The organism is Pseudodesulfovibrio tunisiensis, from assembly GCF_022809775.1.
In the GTDB taxonomy this organism is placed as follows: domain Bacteria; phylum Desulfobacterota; class Desulfovibrionia; order Desulfovibrionales; family Desulfovibrionaceae; genus Pseudodesulfovibrio; species Pseudodesulfovibrio tunisiensis.
This window is the reverse complement of the sequence record NZ_CP094380.1, coordinates 121045-136403: the sequence shown is the minus strand read 5'-3', so window position 1 is coordinate 136403 and position 15359 is coordinate 121045. Positions and strand designations below refer to the sequence as shown.

Below are 15359 nucleotides of genomic sequence, written 5' to 3'. Positions count from 1 at the left end.
GGCCACATGTTCGGCAAGCAGCCGATCATATACGAGATGCGGATTAATTGAAAGCCGGTGCCGAAATTTCTCACCTGTGCGTCGGGATCGGCCGAGGATATGACGACGAGTGCATTCCGACCAAGCCCTTTCGACACCCCTGTTTCAAAGCGAATAGATAACTATATACATAGACAGAACAAAGAGCGCAACTATCCCCGCAAAGGGCTTGCGCTCTTTGTTCTGAAATTGCTGAAGTGCTGAAGTTACTTAACTTCAACCTCGGCGCCAGCCTCTTCAAGCTGCTTCTTGGCTTCTTCGGCCTCTTCCTTGGCAATGCCTTCCTTGAGAGCCTTGGGAGCTTCGTCGACGATAGCCTTGGCTTCCTTGAGGCCCAGGCCGGTCAGGGCGCGGACAACCTTGATGACGGCGATCTTGTTGCCGCCGACAGCCTTCAGGATCACGTCAAACTCGGTCTTTTCCTCTTCGGCCGGAGCAGCGCCACCAGCGGCGGGGGCAGCAACAACGGCAGCGGCGGGAGCAGCAGCCTCAACGCCGAACTTATCTTCCAGTTCCTTGATGAACTCGGAGAGTTCCAGGACGGTCATATTGCCGATGAATTCGACAACCTGTTCTTTGGTGATGTCAGCCATTTGATTTTCCTCCTAGGAAATGATTCGCTCTGAACCTTTTGCTTACGCAGCGTCTTTCTGGTCTTTGATAGCGACCAGAGCATACAGGAACTTACGCTGCAAGTTGGCGAACAGACTCACGAAATTGCGAGGGACAGCCTGCATGGTGCCAAGTACGGAGCTAAGCAGCTCGGGCTTGCTCGGCATCTTGGACAGCTCTTTCAGGCCATCGGTGTCAAGATACTTGCCCTCAAGGGAGCCGAATTTCATGTTGAAGACCTTGGAGGTCTTGTCGAAATCGGCGAGCACCTTTGCCAGGGCTACGGGGTCTTCGTAGCCGAAAGCAATGGCGCAGTTGTCCTTGAGATGTTCGCCCAACGAACCGTGATCAGTGTCGTTGAGAGCCAACCGGGCCAGGGTATTCTTGACGACCTGGAAATCCACGCCAGCTTCAAAGCATTTCGCGCGGAGTTGGGTCATCTCCTCCACGGTCATGCCTTTGAAGTCGGAAACGGCGGCGATGGACGCCTTAGCCGCTTTCTCGTGAAGCTGTTCGATGATCTGGGCTTTTTCTTGCCTGTTCATCCAACACTCCTCGTCGTTCGGCCCGGAAAGCAGGTCAAAGCGTGTCTCGGCAGGATATTGAGGGACACAGTCCCACCTGCTGTCTCTGACGCAACTTCCCGTGCGATTATATACAGGGCGGTCCCCCGAAAGGAACCGCCCGGTATGCCTATATTCTTCTAAACGTCAAGAAATCTGCGGATAGACAGGGGATCCAGCTTGACGCCGGGACCCATGGTGGTCGCCACGGCCACGGCCTTCACGTACGTGCCCTTGGCAGCGGAAGGCTTGAGGCGCATGATGGTGTCCAGCAGAGACTTGAGGTTTTCCAGCAACTTGTCAGCACCGAAGGAGACCTTGCCGATGGGTGCATGCAGCACGCCGGCCTTGTCCACCTTGAACTCGACCTTACCGGCCTTGAGTTCCTTGACCGCGGTGGCGATATCAAAGGTGACGGTGCCGGTCTTGGCGTTCGGCATCATGCCGCGGGGACCGAGCACGCGGCCGATCTTGCCGACCTGTGCCATCATGTCCGGGGTGGCGATGGCCTTGTCGAAATCGAGCCAGCCGCCCTGCACCTTTTCGACCAGATCCTCGGCACCGACGAAATCGGCACCAGCTTCGCGAGCTTCGGTTTCCTTGTCGCCCTTACAGAAGGCAGCAACACGGACATCCTTGCCCAGCCCGTTGGGCAGGGTCACTGCGCCACGGACCATCTGGTCGGAGTATTTGGGATCGACACCCAGATTGATGGCGACATCCACGGTCTCGTCAAACTTGGCGTAGGCCTTGTCCACGGCGAATTTCACGCCTTCCGCAATATCGAAGCGCTGGGAAAGATCGGTGCCCTCGACAGCGTTGCGGTAATTTTTTCCATGCTTAGGCATAATTATCGTACCTCGCTAGCCGATGACTTCGAGGCCCATGCTCCGGGCAGTGCCCTGGATGGACTGCATCGCGGCTTCGATATCGTGGCAGTTCAAGTCAGGCATCTTGAGCTCGGCAATCTCCCGAACCTGATCAAGGGTCACCTTGCCCACCTTGTTCTTGTTGGGCTCGCCGGAACCCTTTTCCAGCTTGGCGGCCTTCTTCAGAAGGATAGCCGCCGGCGGAGTCTTGGTGATGAAGGTGAAAGAACGATCCTGGTAAACGGTGATGATCACCGGGATGATCATTCCCTTCTGGTCCTGCGTCTTGGCGTTGAACGCCTTGCAGAACTCCATGATGTTCACGCCATGCTGGCCCAGAGCCGGACCGACCGGCGGGGACGGATTCGCGGCACCAGCGGGAATCTGCAGTTTTATCTTTCCAATCTCTTTCTTGGCCATGATATTCCTCGATGAGAAAATTCGCGTTAATGCGTCGTTTCCGGACTACCTAGCCCTTGTCAACCTGGACGAAATCCAGTTCGACAGGAGTCTGCCGCCCGAAAATGGAGACGGAAACCTTGAGTTTCCCCTTGTCATAATTGACTTCCTCGACAACACCATTGAAACCACTGAAAGGCCCGTCGATGACGCGAACATCATCGCCCCGTTCGAAGTTGAACTTGGGTCTGGGCTTTTCCTGGCGGCTTTCCATCATGTTGAGGATGTTTTCCGCCTCACTGTCGCGCATGGGGGTCGGACGATTCTTGCCGCCGACAAACCCGGTCACGCGGGGGATGGACTGAATCAGATGCCAGCTGTCATCGGTCAAAATCATCTTGACCATGACATACCCCGGGTAGAATTTCCGGGTAGAGGTCTTCCGCTCCCCCTTGACCATCTCCACGACCTTTTCGGTGGGCATGACCACCTCTTCGACAAGACCCTTGTCCTGTCCGGTCCTCATCATCTCTCTGATGGTCTGCTCCACACGCTGTTCGAACCCGGAGTACGTGTGAACGATGTACCAGCGTGCACGGGGCGCTTTCTGATCAATATTGGCATCCATGGTAATTCAGCCTTCAGCTAACAGGGACTAGGACAGAATTGCCTCGACGGCCTTGGACAGCGCCAAGTCAACTATGCCCAGATACAACGCTATGACCAAGCTCACGACAACGACGGCCGCACACGTGGCTATGGTCTCCTTGCGGGAGGGCCAGACAACCTTCTTGATCTCAACCTTGGATTCCTCGAAGAACTCAAGCAACTGCTTGATCTTGCCTTCGGCTCCGTGAGGATTGACATCCTTTGCGGCTGCGCCCTTTGCTTTCTTCCTGGCCATAACTATATCCCGGGTTATTTAGCGGTTTCGGGGTTCCGCCCTGGGAAGGACAGAACCCCAAGCACCGCTTAAAGACTTTGATGGCAGGGGTGGAGGGATTCGAACCCCCAACCTCCGGTTTTGGAGACCGGCACTCTAGCCGTTGGAGTTACACCCCTGCTCTATCGAATCTACCTACTTGCACTCTTTGTGGACGGTGTGCTTCTTGTCCCAGGGACAATACTTGCTCACCTCGAGGCGACCGGTAGTATTCTTCTTGTTTTTCTGCGTAGCGTAGTTCTTACGCTTGCACTCGGTGCACTGCAACTGGATGTTGACACGCATGTCTTACTCCACGATTTCGGTCACCACGCCGGCGCCGACAGTGCGGCCGCCTTCGCGGATGGCGAAACGGAGGCCAGCTTCCATGGCGATCGGGGCGATCAGCTCAACATTGAAGGTGGCGTTGTCGCCGGGCATGACCATTTCCACGCCTTCCGCCAGGGTAACGACACCGGTGATGTCGGTGGTGCGGAAGTAGAACTGCGGACGGTATCCGGAGAAGAACGGAGTGTGACGGCCACCTTCATCCTTGGACAGGACGTACACCTCGGCCTTGAACTTGGTGTGCGGGGTGATGGACTTGGGCTTGGCAGCAACCTGGCCACGCTCGACGTCCTCACGCTTGATGCCGCGGAGCAGCAGACCAACGTTGTCGCCAGCCTGACCCTGATCCAGGATCTTGCGGAACATTTCAACGCCGGTGCAGGTGGTCTTCATGGTGTCGTGGATACCCACGATCTCGATTTCCTCGCCCACGGTGATGATGCCGCGCTCGACACGACCGGTGATAACGGTACCACGGCCGGAGATGGAGAACACGTCCTCGACGGGCATGAGGAAAGGCTGATCGATGTCGCGCTGCGGCTCGGGAATGTAGGAGTCACAAGCGTCGAGCAGATCGAAAATCGGCTTGGCCCACTCGTCTTCGATGGTCTCGGCTTCGAGAGCCTTCAGAGCGGAACCCTGGATGACCGGAAGGTCGTCGCCGGGGAAATCGTACTTGGACAGCAGCTCGCGAACTTCGAGCTCAACCAGCTCGAGCAGTTCTTCGTCGTCCACCATGTCGCACTTGTTCATGAACACGACCATGGCGGGAACGCCGACCTGACGACCGAGCAGGATGTGCTCACGGGTCTGCGGCATGGGACCGTCAGTGGCGGCCACAACCAGGATAGCGCCGTCCATCTGGGCAGCACCAGTGATCATGTTCTTGATGTAGTCGGCGTGACCGGGGCAGTCCACGTGTGCATAGTGGCGGTTCTCGGTCTCGTACTCGACGTGCGAGGTGGCGATGGTGATGCCGCGTTCCTTCTCTTCAGGAGCCTTGTCGATCTCGTCGAAGGCAACGAAGTCGCCGTGGCCCTTCATGGCGGCCAGGCGGGTGATGGCGGCGGTCAGAGTGGTCTTGCCATGGTCAATGTGACCGATGGTGCCGACGTTGACATGCGGCTTGCTGCGCTCAAACTTTGCTTTACCCATTTGTAATTCCCCCTAACTAAAAGTTCTGTGAAGGTTTACGTTCTTTTTAGTTCTAAATCAATATGGAGCCCACGAGCAGAATTGAACTGCTGACCTCATCCTTACCAAGGATGCGCTCTACCTACTGAGCTACGTGGGCCCATCTTGTCGCTGCAGGGGGAATGATAGCGGAGGCTGAGTGGAGCGGGAAACGGGACTCGAACCCGCAACCCTCAGCTTGGAAGGCTGATGCTCTAGCCAATTGAGCTATTCCCGCTCACTTCCCTGTAGTCCATCAGCAGGCTACCTGCCTCCTACAGCGCGGTTGAAAAATTTGGTGGTGGGGGGAGGATTTGAACCTCCGAAGGCGAATGCCGACAGATTTACAGTCTGTTCCCTTTGGCCACTCGGGAACCCCACCTATTTCACTTTGGAGCTGGCGATGGGACTTGAACCCGCAACCTGCTGATTACAAATCAGCTGCTCTACCAATTGAGCTACGCCAGCTCAGGAAGGAACCCTTCTAATCGCTTACCTCGTTGTTTGCAAGGATTTTTTTGCGATTCTTTTGCGATTCCCTTGGCAGACAGCGTCTCGCCGTTCGCTCGAAGCGAGGGAGGGTTTAAGCGTTTCCCCGCCATCTTGTCAACCCGTTTTTCCAGAATTTCTCATTTTTCCCTCTTTTTCCCGATTTCAGCCCGAATCTTTCCTTTGACCTGCATACTCTTTATATATAAGAGCACCGCTCATGAACCCGTTCTCCATCAAACCCGACCTTCCCTGGCTGGCCCCGCTGGCCGGGTATTCCGATCTGCCCTTTCGCATGCTTTCCCTGCGGCACGGCTGCGCCGTGGCCTGCTCCGAAATGGTCAGCGTCAAGGGCATGGCCTTCAAGAACGCCGGAACCCGGCGACTGCTCGCCACCTGCCCGGAAGACGATCCCATGGTTCTCCAGCTTTTCGGCTCGGAGCCCGGCCTTTACGAACCCGTCATGGAAAAGCTCGTGGGCATGGGATTCCGCAATTTCGATCTGAACGCGGGCTGTCCGGTTCGCAAGGTGCTCAAGTCCGGCAGTGGCGTGGCCCTGATGCAGGACCCGGACCTGCTGGTGCAACTGGCATCCATCATGGTGCGCAAGGCAGCGGAACACCCCGAAGGAGGACGTGTCGGCGTCAAGTTCCGACTGGGCTTTCTTTCCGGGGACGACACCTACATCGAACTGGCCAAACGTCTCGAACAGGTCGGTGTGGACTGGGTGACCATGCATCCGCGCTACGGCAAGCAGATGTTCATGGGAAGTGCGGACTGGAGCAAACTCGCCCTGCTCAAGCAGGCCGTCTCCATTCCGGTAGTCGGTTCGGGCGACCTGTTCACGGCGGAAGCCGGGATACGCTGCATCCGGGAAACCGGAATCGACGCGGTCATGTTCGCGCGCGGTGCACTCTATGACCCCGGCATATTTGACAGATTCCGTGCACTCATGGCCGGAAAGACGCCTCCGATCAAGGATGGCCGCAATCTGGCCGCCATTGTGGCCGAGCACATCCGCCTGACCAGGGAATATGATGGAACCGACCGATCTTTCAGAAAAATTCGTTCCATCATTCCCCGCTATGCCAAGGGGCTGGACGGCATCCGCGCTCTGCGGGCCCAGCTTCTGGCCTGCGAGAGCTGGGACAAACTTGCCGAGGTCGCCACGCACATCGCGGACCTTGCCCCGGCGCGGGGCGGGGAAAACGATGCCGATGTTGACGAGATTCAGGCCTAGCGTTTACTAACACCACTAAGACGCTGCATATACCAAAAGGACCGGTGAATATGGTCAAGACTACGGATATCCTGCTTGAGGCCGGAACCAACGAACTGGAAATCGTCGAATTCTACATCGAGGAGGAGCCCAAGGTCGAAGGCGAAGCCCCGTACAAAGCCTATTACGGGGTCAACGTGGCCAAAGTGCTGGAAATCATCCGCATGCCCGAGGTCACGGAAATGCCCGAAGTCTCGCACGAAGCGGTTCTCGGGGCCTTCAACCTGCGCTCGCGGATCATCCCGCTCATCGACCTGTGCCGCTGGCTCAAGAAAAAACGCGTGGAACACGAACCGCCCAAGGTCATTGTCACGGAATTCAACGGCGTGACCTCGGCCTTCATGGTTTCGGGCGTGACCCGCATCCACCGCATCAGTTGGGAAGACGTGGAAGCACCGAACAAGTACGTGTCCGCCCTTTCCAGCGACTCCATCACCGGCGTGGTCAAGTTCAACAAACGCATCGTGTTCATCCTCGATCTGGAGCGCATTGTTGCGGAGCTCAACCCGGAAATGCGTCTCAAGCTCGACGACAACATGACCTGGGACAGCACCACGAAGTACCGCGCCCTGATTGCGGACGACTCCCCGCTGATCCGGGAAATGATCCGGGACATGCTGCGTCAGGCCGGTTTTCAGGTGGAAAAGACCAACAACGGCAAGGAATGCTGGGACCGTCTTCAGGCAATCAAGGCCACGGCCAGAGAGGAAGGCGAACCCATCACCAACTACGTGCAGGTCATTGTCTCGGATATCGAAATGCCCATGATGGACGGACACAACCTGACCAAACGCATCAAGGAGGACCCGGAGCTCAGGGACATTCCGGTCATCCTCTTTTCCTCGCTCATCACGGACAAGCTCCGCCACAAGGGTGAATCCGTGGGCGCCGACGACCAGATATCCAAGCCGGAAATCACGCAGCTCGCCATGCGCGCGGTTTCCCTGATCCGGGGCAGCGAGGACTAGACTCCCTGCAACCGTTTTCCAGAATGAAAAAAAGGCCCGACATGACAACATGCCGGGCCTTTTTCGATGAATTGACAAATCAAACTAGCAGATGCGGGGCAGTTGCTCCCCTTCCAGCATGTTGAGCAGCCGCTTGCCGCCAAGCTGGGTCACGAGCACGACCTTGCCGGGGTTGGCATCCGTGACCACACCGATGCGGCAGGCATCCTGTCCAATGGCATCGGCGCGCATGATCTCCAGCGCCTGTTCCTCGTATTCGCCCGGAACGATGCACAGGAACTTGCCTTCATTGGCCAGATACAAGGGGTCAAGACCGAGGATGGAACACCCGCCGCTCACCTCGGGACGGATGGGCAGGGCATTCTCGTCAAGCTCGACGCATACGTCGGAGCTGCCCGCGATCTCGTTCAGGGTGGTGGCAACGCCGCCGCGAGTCGGATCGCGCAGCACGTGCACGTCCGGCAATTCCTGAACCAGCTTGACCAGCAGATGATTCAGGGCTGCGGAATCGCTCTGCACACCGGCCTCGAACTCCAGACCTTCGCGAGTGCCGAGAATGGTCAGACCATGATCGCCAATGGTGCCGCTGATGAGCACCACGTCACCGGGTCTGGCGCGATCACCACTCGGAGACGGATCAACGATGATTTCACCGATGCCCGTGGTGTTGATGAAAATCTTGTCCACGGCTCCCTTGGGCACGACCTTGGTGTCGCCGGTGACCACGTTCACGCCCGCATGGCGCGCAGCCTCGCCCATGGCCGCCACGATCCTTTCCAGATCGCTCATGGGCAGTCCTTCCTCGATGATGTAGCCGCAGGTGATATAGCGCGGGATCGCGCCCATCATGGCCACGTCATTGACCGTGCCGTGCACGGCCAGGGAACCGATGTTGCCGCCCGGAAAAAAGATGGGGTCCACGGTAAAGGAGTCCGTGCTCATGGCGACCCGCCCCTTGAGATCGAGTTCGGCCGCATCATTGAGACGGTTGAGTTCGTCGTTGCCGAGGTACTTGAGAAAGAGTTCGGATACCAGCCGCTGGGAAGCGCGGCCTCCACTGCCGTAATCGAGAAGAACCTTGTCGCTCATGTCTAATCCACTTGGTATTTGAAGTAAGCCGCACAACTGCCCTCGGTGGAAACCATGCACGGGCCGACCGGCTTGGCCGGGGTACAGACCTTCTTGAACAGGGGACATTCGTCGGGCCGGATAACGCCCTTGAGCACCTGACCGCAACGGCAGCCCGGCAGCGGCGGCGTTTCCGAAATGGTGACGCCGAAGGACTTCTTGGCGTCAAAGGATTCCCACTCGGGCCGAATCTCCAGACCACTGCCCGGAATTTCACCCAAACCGCGCCACAGGGCGTCCGCAGGCTCGAACACCTCGTACATGACCGACATGGCCGTGGGATTGCCCTGGTCCGGCACGATGCGGGTGTAATAGTTCTCCACCCGGGCCACTCCCTGATTGCGCCACTCCACCATGCTGACCAGAGCCTGAAGAATGTCCACGGGCTCGAACCCGGTGACAACCGCGCTCCTGGCGTACCGGTCGGCGATGAACCTGTAGGGTTCAAGACCGATGATGGCGGAAACGTGTCCGGGCAGGATGAACCCGTCGATTCGGGTGTCGGGGTCGTCCATGAGCGCGATGAGCGCCTGGGGAACGGTCTTGTGGAAACACAGGACCTGGAGATTGTCGATGCCCTGCTCCCGGGCCATCTTCATGGTGGCCGCAATGGTCGGGGCCGTGGTCTCGAAGCCCACGCCGATGAACACCACGGTGTCCCCGGGGTTCTCCTTGGCCAGTTTCAGGGTGTCGAAGGGAGAATACACGACCTTGACCCGCGCGCCGTCGGCCTGAGCCTGCTTGAGGTTTCGGCCATTGTTTCCGGGAACGCGCATCAGGTCGCCAAAAGTGGCGAGAATCACGTTGTCCCGCCCGGCAAGGTCGAGAAAGGCATTGACTTCGGACTCGTGGGTCACGCAGACCGGGCAGCCCGGACCGCTGAGATGCACCACGCCTTCCGGCAGCAGGGAACGCAACCCGCTCTGAAAAATGGCCACGGTGTGCGTGCCGCACACTTCCATGAACCGGAGCTCGCCGTCGAGTTCGTCGCCCAGTCGGTCGAGCAGCTTTCGGCTGAGATTCGGGTCCCGAAATTTGTTCAACAATTCGAAGCTCAAAGCATACCCCTTGTCGTGCGGTAAAGAGTGATTTTTCAAGATCAGGGGTCTTCATATACCGATTGTGCGCAAGGAGCAAATGAAACAGACAACGAATTCACCCCTTTTCGCTTTTTTCCCCGGACGAAAAAAGCACAAAAAAAGAGCGGAAGCCGAAGCTTCCGCTCTGAATATCCCAAAGAATCTGCGGCTTAGACGCAGCCGGTGGGCTTGGGCAGGCCAGCCATCTTACAGGCTCCCTTGCCGGGTCCGGACGGGAACAGTTCGTAAATCTGCTTCAGCTTGAAGCCGGTGACCTTGGAAAGGATGCGCACCATCGGAGCGATGCCGTTCTTCTTGTAGTAGTCCTGCAGGAAGTCGATGACCTTCTGATGGTCGTCGGTGATTTCCTTGATACCTTCGGTTTCCTTGACGTAGTCAACCCATTCCGGGGTCCAATCGTCAAAGCGCTGCAGGAAACCGTCTTCGTCAACTTCAAAGGATTTGCCCTGGAATTCAACAACAGCCATTGTTTTCCTCCTCACGGTATTGGGAAAAAGCGTAGTCGCTCTACCTAGCCGCACCGACGGCGCCGGTGCGTCGGCAATCAAGCCGGTTGGAAAAAATCCATAAATCCATACTGGAATTAGATCAAGGAAAATCTCAAATTTCATGCCGCTTCCGCACATTTTTTCATGAACGGCAAAAGTTTTACCTTGCCATCGCGCTTTATTTTTCGCGCCCGGGCTGATAAAAATACTTTTCGACCCGGCATGTTCCGCCGGGCCGCAACCCGAACCCTCCGTATTCATCATGCAAGAAAGGAAACAGCCGACCAGCACGGACCAGCCCCCGTTGGTCATGCTCCCTCCGCCGCCGCCCATCAGATCGGCCCCGGCATGGGACATACCTGACGACAGGCGTTGCGCCGAATACTGGCTGAAATTCGGGATGGCCGAACACATCATGGAGCACAGCCTGACCGTGGCCAGAGTGGCAACACGTCTGGCGCAGGCAGCCGAAGACATGGGCCTGTCCGTGAACGTGGCCGCGGTTCGCGCCTCGGCCCTGCTGCACGACATCGCCAAGACATACTGCATCCTGCACGGCGGCGACCACAGCCAGGTCGGCGGAGCCTGGGCCCTGTCCCTGACCCGCAACCCGGCCATAGCCTCTGGTGTACTGCATCACGTCTACTGGCCTTGGGAAATGGACCTCAAGTCGCATTTCCTGCCCCTTGCCGTGCAATACGCGGACAAGCGTGTGCGCCACGATACCGTGGTGACCATGGACTCCCGGTTCGACGATCTGTACGAACGCTACGGTGCCACCCCCTACATCCGGTCCCGCATCCGCGAGACCCACGATCAGGCCCATCATCTGGAATCTTTACTCAGCACAACCCTCAAGGTGGATTTGAATGCATGTGATTTTACTGGCGGGCGGCTGGTCTGACGAACGGGAAGTTTCACTCTCCGGTGCCAGAAACATTGCCGCCGCCCTGGAAAGACTCGGGCACGAAGTCCGACTCATCGACCCTGCCCTGAATTTCCAGGACCTGATGCGCGAAGCCGCCAAGGCGGACTTCGCCTTCATGAACCTGCATGGCACCCCGGGGGAAGACGGCCTGTTCCAGGCCATGCTCGACGCGGCGGGCTGTCCGTATCAGGGGTCCTCGCCCACGCCTTCCTATCTGGCCCTGAACAAGGCGGCATCCAAGGAAGTGTTCGAGGCAAACGACATCCCCACTCCGGAATGGCAATTCATCAGCCGCGTGCACGGATTGGCCCCGGACCTCCGCCTCGACTATCCGGTCTTTGTCAAGCCGAACAAGGGCGGTTCCAGTCTGGGCATGGCTCTGGTGCGCGCCGGAGACAGACTCGGCCCGGCTCTGGAAACCATATTCGCCATGAACCAGTCGGCTCTGGTGGAGCGCTACATCCCGGGCATGGAGCTGACCTGCGGCATTCTGGACGAAACGCCGCTGCCCCTGATCATGATTCGCCCGCGCAACAACGCGGAATATTTCGACTACGACAACAAGTACGCCCAGAACGGCGCCGAGGAGATATGCCCCGCGCCCGTGGACGAATCCGTAACCCGCATGATTCAGGAACATTCCCTGCGAGCGCACAAGGCGCTGGGACTGACCGGCTATTCCCGGGCGGATTTCATTCTTGGCCCGGACGGTACGCCGTACCTGCTGGAACTCAACACCCTGCCCGGCATGACCGCGACAAGCCTGCTGCCTCAGGCGGCGGCACAGGTCGGATACGATTTCGACGGTCTGATCGCGGAACTCATCCGCCTCGGGCTTGAACAAAGAGGTCGCTGATGTCCGCATCCCTTGTCCGGGCGCTCCTGCCCGTCTACGACCTCGGCTGGAAGGCTGCCATGCCGCTGCTCCGGTTCAACCACCGTCTGAAGCAGGGCTGGAACCAGCGCACCCTGAAGAGCGGCTATCCGGCCCATGCCGATGTCTGGGTACAGGCGGCCAGCGGTGGCGAGGCGTTCCTAGCGTGGGAAGTGCTGCGCAAGCTCAAGGCCCCGGCCAAGGCACCTTTGCGCGTACTGGTCACCACCAACACGCTTCAGGGCATGGAAATCCTTGAGCGAGCAGCAGCCGAGATCAACGGCAAGCGCAACGGACTGGCCGTGCAGCCCTGGTATTTTCCGTTCGACGCTCCTTCCCTGATGGATGACATGACTGCGCATGTCCGGCCCAGGCTGGCCGTAATTCTGGAAACCGAAATATGGCCGGGCTTCCTGTCTGCCTGCAAGAAACGCCATGTTCCGGTTCTTCTGGCCAACGGCCGCATGACGCCCAAGAGCCTCGGCGGGTATCTGGCGGTTCCCGGTCTGTTCCGCGAGCTTGCCCCGGCCCTGACTCTGGCCGTATCCGAGGCGGACGCAAGCCGGTTCGCCACCCTGTTCGGCAGGAATCGGGTTGCGACCATGCCGAACATCAAGTTCGACCGCATGGTTTCCGCCGGTCCCATGGCCCGGAAGGACAATCCACTCAGGGACCTGCTTCCGCCCGAGACCGACTTCGTGGTATTCGGATCGGTACGCAAGGAGGAAGAAGAGGAGGTCGCGGCCATGGCGCGCGGTCTGATGCGCAGTGTCCCGGGAACCGTGCTCGGCCTGTTTCCGCGGCACATGCACCGCGTGGACAGCTGGAAAACGCTTCTGGACGGCGCGGGACTGAACTGGAAACTCCGGTCCGAACTCTCGGGCCCGGCCACTCCGGGCACCGTGATCATCTGGGATGTTTTCGGCGAGATGCTCCCGGCATACGGGCTTGCCAAGGCCGCATTCGTGGGCGGCAGTCTGGCTCCGCTCGGAGGACAGAACTTTCTTGAACCCATGACCTGCGGCGTGATCCCGGTCATCGGTCCGCATTGGAAGAATTTCGCCTGGGTCGGGCGGGAAGTGATTGATCAGGGCCTTGCCGTGGAAGCACGAGACCATGAATCCGCCCTGTCCGAACTCCTCGAAATCCTGAAGAATCCAACTCAGCGAACCACGATTTCGACCCGGGCCCGAGCCTATATCGGCGACAGGCTGGGCGGCGCGGAAACCGTCTGCAAACATATTGCCCAATTCCTTGATAACGTATAGGAGACCAGAGCGCGCGACCATGAACACATTTCCCGAATGCCACGGCATCATCCCCGCAAGGTACGAATCCTCGCGGTTTCCCGGCAAACCCCTGGCGAATCTTCTGGGCAAGCCCATGTTCTGGCACGTCCACAGCCGGGCCAGCCAATGCCCTCTGCTCAAGAGCGTAACGCTGGCCACCGACGACCAGCGCATCCATGATGCGGCCGTCGAACTCGGCGTGCCCGTGGTCATGACCTCAAGCGATCACACCAGCGGCACGGACCGCGTCCTTGAGGCGGCCCGCAAACTGAAACTGGACAACGACGCGGTCGTGGTGAACATTCAGGGCGATGAACCCTGTCTGGAACCGACCATGCTCGAAGACCTGCTCAGCCCCTTCGAGTCGCCCAAGGTCAAGGTCGCCACTCTGGCCTCGGCCATTGGCCCGGAAGAAGCCATGTCCCCGGACAGGGTCAAGGTTGTTCGCGCGCAAAACGGGCGGGCGCTGTATTTTTCACGCGCACCCATTCCCTTTGACAGGGACGGCAAAATGCACAGCTATCTGCTGCATATCGGGCTGTACGCCTTTCGCATGGAGGCTCTGGTCCGGTTCGGGCATCTGGACCCAAGCCCTCTCGAGCAGCGGGAAAAGCTGGAGCAGCTCAGGCTGCTCGAAGACGGCATCGACATTTACGTCACCGAAACGAATCACGCCTGCCACGGCGTGGACCGCCCTGCGGACCTCGAATCGGTGAAGACCATTCTGGAGAAGAACCAATGAAAGCGATCCTGGCCCTTGAGGACGGAACACTTTTTCACGGTACCTGCTTCACCGGCGGCGGCGAGGCTGGCGGCGAGGTCATTTTCAACACGGGCATGACCGGGTATCAGGAGATTCTCACGGACCCGTCCTATACCGGACAGCTCGTGACCATGACCTATCCCCTGATCGGCAACTACGGCGTGAATCCCGAGGACCTCGAATCCCGCAAGGTTCAGGCCGCAGGCTTCATCGTCAAGGAATGCTGCAAGCAGCCGAGCAACTGGCGAGCCTCCATGTCCCTGCCCGACTACCTGACACAGGCCGGGGTCATGGGCATCGAAGGCATCGACACGCGCGCCCTGACCCGCCACCTGCGCCTGAACGGCGCCATGCGCGGCTACATCGGCACGGGTGACGGTCTTTCCACGGACGACCTCATCGCCAGAGCCAAGGGCCTCCCTTCCATGGAAGGTCTCAACCTTGCGGACCGCGTGTCCACGGAACGTCCCTACGTCTGGAACGGCAAGACCCCGGACTTCATCACGGACATGGCCGACTTCGCATGGAAGGACAACGGTCCCCGGCTCGTGGTCTACGACTTCGGCATCAAATGGAGCATCCTGCGCCTGCTTCAGGCCGAGGGATTCGACATGATCGTGGTCCCCTCCAATTTCGACCCCGACGCGGTCAGGACCCTTGCCCCGGACGCGATCTTCCTCTCCAACGGTCCCGGAGACCCCGCAGCCGTGGAAACCGGGGTTCGCGCCGCCCGTGAACTGTCCGAGGAATTCCCGACTGCCGGCATCTGCCTCGGCCACCAGATTCTGGGACTGGCTCTGGGCGGCAAGACCTACAAACTCAAGTTCGGACATCACGGCTGCAACCACCCGGTCATGGACCTGGCTACCGAGAAAATCGAAATCTCGTCCCAGAACCACGGCTTCTGTGTGGACATTGAGGGCTTGAACTTTCTGGAATCCACGCATATTAACTTGAATGACCGGACTCTCGAAGGATTCCGGCACAAGGAAAAACCCATTCTGGCCATCCAGCACCATCCCGAGGCTGGCCCGGGTCCCCACGACAGCCGCTACTTCTTCGCGCGGTTCAGGGAGATGGTCAGGACGAATACGGGCAAATAACGGCGGATCCTCACCTCAACCAAGA

Annotated in this window: 18 protein-coding genes and 5 tRNA genes; 7 read left to right on the top strand and 16 right to left on the bottom strand. The window is 58.7% G+C overall.

Annotated features, from left to right (window positions below; translation table 11 throughout):
* Window positions 1–245 precede the first annotated feature (245 nt).
* The 13 genes from rplL to MPN23_RS00670 form a co-directional block, all read right to left on the bottom strand.
* The gene (gene rplL / locus MPN23_RS00730; RefSeq protein ID WP_243545557.1) at window positions 246–632 is read right to left on the bottom strand and encodes a 50S ribosomal protein L7/L12; all 387 of its coding nucleotides are present in this window, start codon (window positions 630–632) and stop codon (window positions 246–248) included.
* 42 nt (window positions 633–674) lie between these two features.
* Entirely contained in the window at window positions 675–1196 is a 522-nt protein-coding gene (gene rplJ, locus MPN23_RS00725; RefSeq protein WP_243545556.1) for a 50S ribosomal protein L10, read from the bottom strand.
* Between the two features lie 158 nt (window positions 1197–1354).
* A complete protein-coding gene (rplA, locus tag MPN23_RS00720) occupies window positions 1355–2062 on the bottom strand; it encodes a 50S ribosomal protein L1 (RefSeq protein ID WP_243545555.1) in 708 nt (235 codons plus the stop codon).
* 15 nt (window positions 2063–2077) lie between these two features.
* The gene (gene rplK / locus MPN23_RS00715; protein ID WP_243545554.1) at window positions 2078–2503 is read right to left on the bottom strand and encodes a 50S ribosomal protein L11; all 426 of its coding nucleotides are present in this window, start codon (window positions 2501–2503) and stop codon (window positions 2078–2080) included.
* Between the two features lie 49 nt (window positions 2504–2552).
* Window positions 2553–3110 carry a transcription termination/antitermination protein NusG gene (gene nusG / locus MPN23_RS00710; protein ID WP_243545553.1) on the bottom strand — a complete coding sequence of 186 codons (558 nt, stop codon included), beginning with the start codon at window positions 3108–3110 and terminating at the stop codon, window positions 2553–2555.
* A 27-nt stretch (window positions 3111–3137) separates the two neighbouring features.
* Window positions 3138–3386, bottom strand: a complete 249-nt coding sequence (secE, locus tag MPN23_RS00705) for a preprotein translocase subunit SecE (RefSeq protein ID WP_243545552.1) — start codon at window positions 3384–3386, stop codon at window positions 3138–3140.
* 81 nt (window positions 3387–3467) lie between these two features.
* Window positions 3468–3544, bottom strand: a tRNA-Trp gene (locus tag MPN23_RS00700).
* A gap of 16 nt (window positions 3545–3560) precedes the next feature.
* A complete protein-coding gene (rpmG, locus tag MPN23_RS00695; RefSeq protein ID WP_243545551.1) occupies window positions 3561–3710 on the bottom strand; it encodes a 50S ribosomal protein L33 in 150 nt (49 codons plus the stop codon).
* 3 nt (window positions 3711–3713) lie between these two features.
* Window positions 3714–4907 carry an elongation factor Tu gene (gene tuf, locus MPN23_RS00690; protein ID WP_243545550.1) on the bottom strand — a complete coding sequence of 398 codons (1194 nt, stop codon included), beginning with the start codon at window positions 4905–4907 and terminating at the stop codon, window positions 3714–3716.
* Between the two features lie 63 nt (window positions 4908–4970).
* Window positions 4971–5046: transfer RNA gene (locus MPN23_RS00685), tRNA-Thr, on the bottom strand.
* Between the two features lie 40 nt (window positions 5047–5086).
* Window positions 5087–5163: transfer RNA gene (locus MPN23_RS00680), tRNA-Gly, on the bottom strand.
* 58 nt (window positions 5164–5221) lie between these two features.
* Window positions 5222–5307: transfer RNA gene (locus MPN23_RS00675), tRNA-Tyr, on the bottom strand.
* A 10-nt stretch (window positions 5308–5317) separates the two neighbouring features.
* Window positions 5318–5393, bottom strand: a tRNA-Thr gene (locus MPN23_RS00670).
* A 241-nt stretch (window positions 5394–5634) separates the two neighbouring features.
* Between MPN23_RS00670 and MPN23_RS00665 the strand changes: the two genes are divergently transcribed.
* Both MPN23_RS00665 and MPN23_RS00660 read left to right on the top strand, forming a co-directional pair.
* On the top strand, window positions 5635–6654 hold the full coding sequence (locus tag MPN23_RS00665) for a tRNA dihydrouridine synthase (RefSeq protein ID WP_243545549.1): 1020 nt from the start codon (window positions 5635–5637) through the stop codon (window positions 6652–6654).
* A 50-nt stretch (window positions 6655–6704) separates the two neighbouring features.
* On the top strand, window positions 6705–7661 hold the full coding sequence (locus MPN23_RS00660; protein ID WP_243545548.1) for a chemotaxis protein: 957 nt from the start codon (window positions 6705–6707) through the stop codon (window positions 7659–7661).
* Between the two features lie 84 nt (window positions 7662–7745).
* Here MPN23_RS00660 and hypE read toward each other — a convergent pair whose 3' ends face one another.
* From hypE to MPN23_RS00645, 3 genes are all read right to left on the bottom strand, one after another.
* Window positions 7746–8750, bottom strand: coding sequence for a hydrogenase expression/formation protein HypE (gene hypE / locus MPN23_RS00655; RefSeq protein WP_243545547.1), 1005 nt, complete (start codon window positions 8748–8750; stop codon window positions 7746–7748).
* Between the two features lie 2 nt (window positions 8751–8752).
* Window positions 8753–9835: a hydrogenase formation protein HypD gene (gene hypD / locus MPN23_RS00650; RefSeq protein ID WP_243545546.1), complete on the bottom strand. Its 1083-nt coding sequence runs from the start codon at window positions 9833–9835 to the stop codon at window positions 8753–8755.
* A 203-nt stretch (window positions 9836–10038) separates the two neighbouring features.
* Window positions 10039–10356: a TusE/DsrC/DsvC family sulfur relay protein gene (locus MPN23_RS00645; protein ID WP_243547416.1), complete on the bottom strand. Its 318-nt coding sequence runs from the start codon at window positions 10354–10356 to the stop codon at window positions 10039–10041.
* A 421-nt stretch (window positions 10357–10777) separates the two neighbouring features.
* On the opposite strand from MPN23_RS00645, the gene MPN23_RS00640 reads away from it, so the two are divergent.
* The 5 genes from MPN23_RS00640 to carA are packed head-to-tail and all read left to right on the top strand — an operon-like array spanning window position 10778 to window position 15334.
* On the top strand, window positions 10778–11281 hold the full coding sequence (locus MPN23_RS00640; protein WP_243545545.1) for an HDIG domain-containing metalloprotein: 504 nt from the start codon (window positions 10778–10780) through the stop codon (window positions 11279–11281).
* Window positions 11247–12161 carry a D-alanine--D-alanine ligase family protein gene (locus tag MPN23_RS00635; protein WP_243545544.1) on the top strand — a complete coding sequence of 305 codons (915 nt, stop codon included), beginning with the start codon at window positions 11247–11249 and terminating at the stop codon, window positions 12159–12161. The genes MPN23_RS00640 and MPN23_RS00635 overlap by 35 nt, the downstream gene beginning before the upstream one ends.
* Window positions 12161–13447 carry a 3-deoxy-D-manno-octulosonic acid transferase gene (locus tag MPN23_RS00630; RefSeq protein ID WP_243545543.1) on the top strand — a complete coding sequence of 429 codons (1287 nt, stop codon included), beginning with the start codon at window positions 12161–12163 and terminating at the stop codon, window positions 13445–13447. The genes MPN23_RS00635 and MPN23_RS00630 overlap by 1 nt, the downstream gene beginning before the upstream one ends.
* Before the next feature lie 19 nt (window positions 13448–13466).
* Complete coding sequence (gene kdsB / locus MPN23_RS00625) at window positions 13467–14210, top strand: 3-deoxy-manno-octulosonate cytidylyltransferase (RefSeq protein WP_243545542.1); 744 nt, start codon at window positions 13467–13469, stop codon at window positions 14208–14210.
* The gene (carA, locus tag MPN23_RS00620; protein WP_243545541.1) at window positions 14207–15334 is read left to right on the top strand and encodes a glutamine-hydrolyzing carbamoyl-phosphate synthase small subunit; all 1128 of its coding nucleotides are present in this window, start codon (window positions 14207–14209) and stop codon (window positions 15332–15334) included. The genes kdsB and carA overlap by 4 nt, the downstream gene beginning before the upstream one ends.
* Window positions 15335–15359 lie beyond the last annotated feature (25 nt).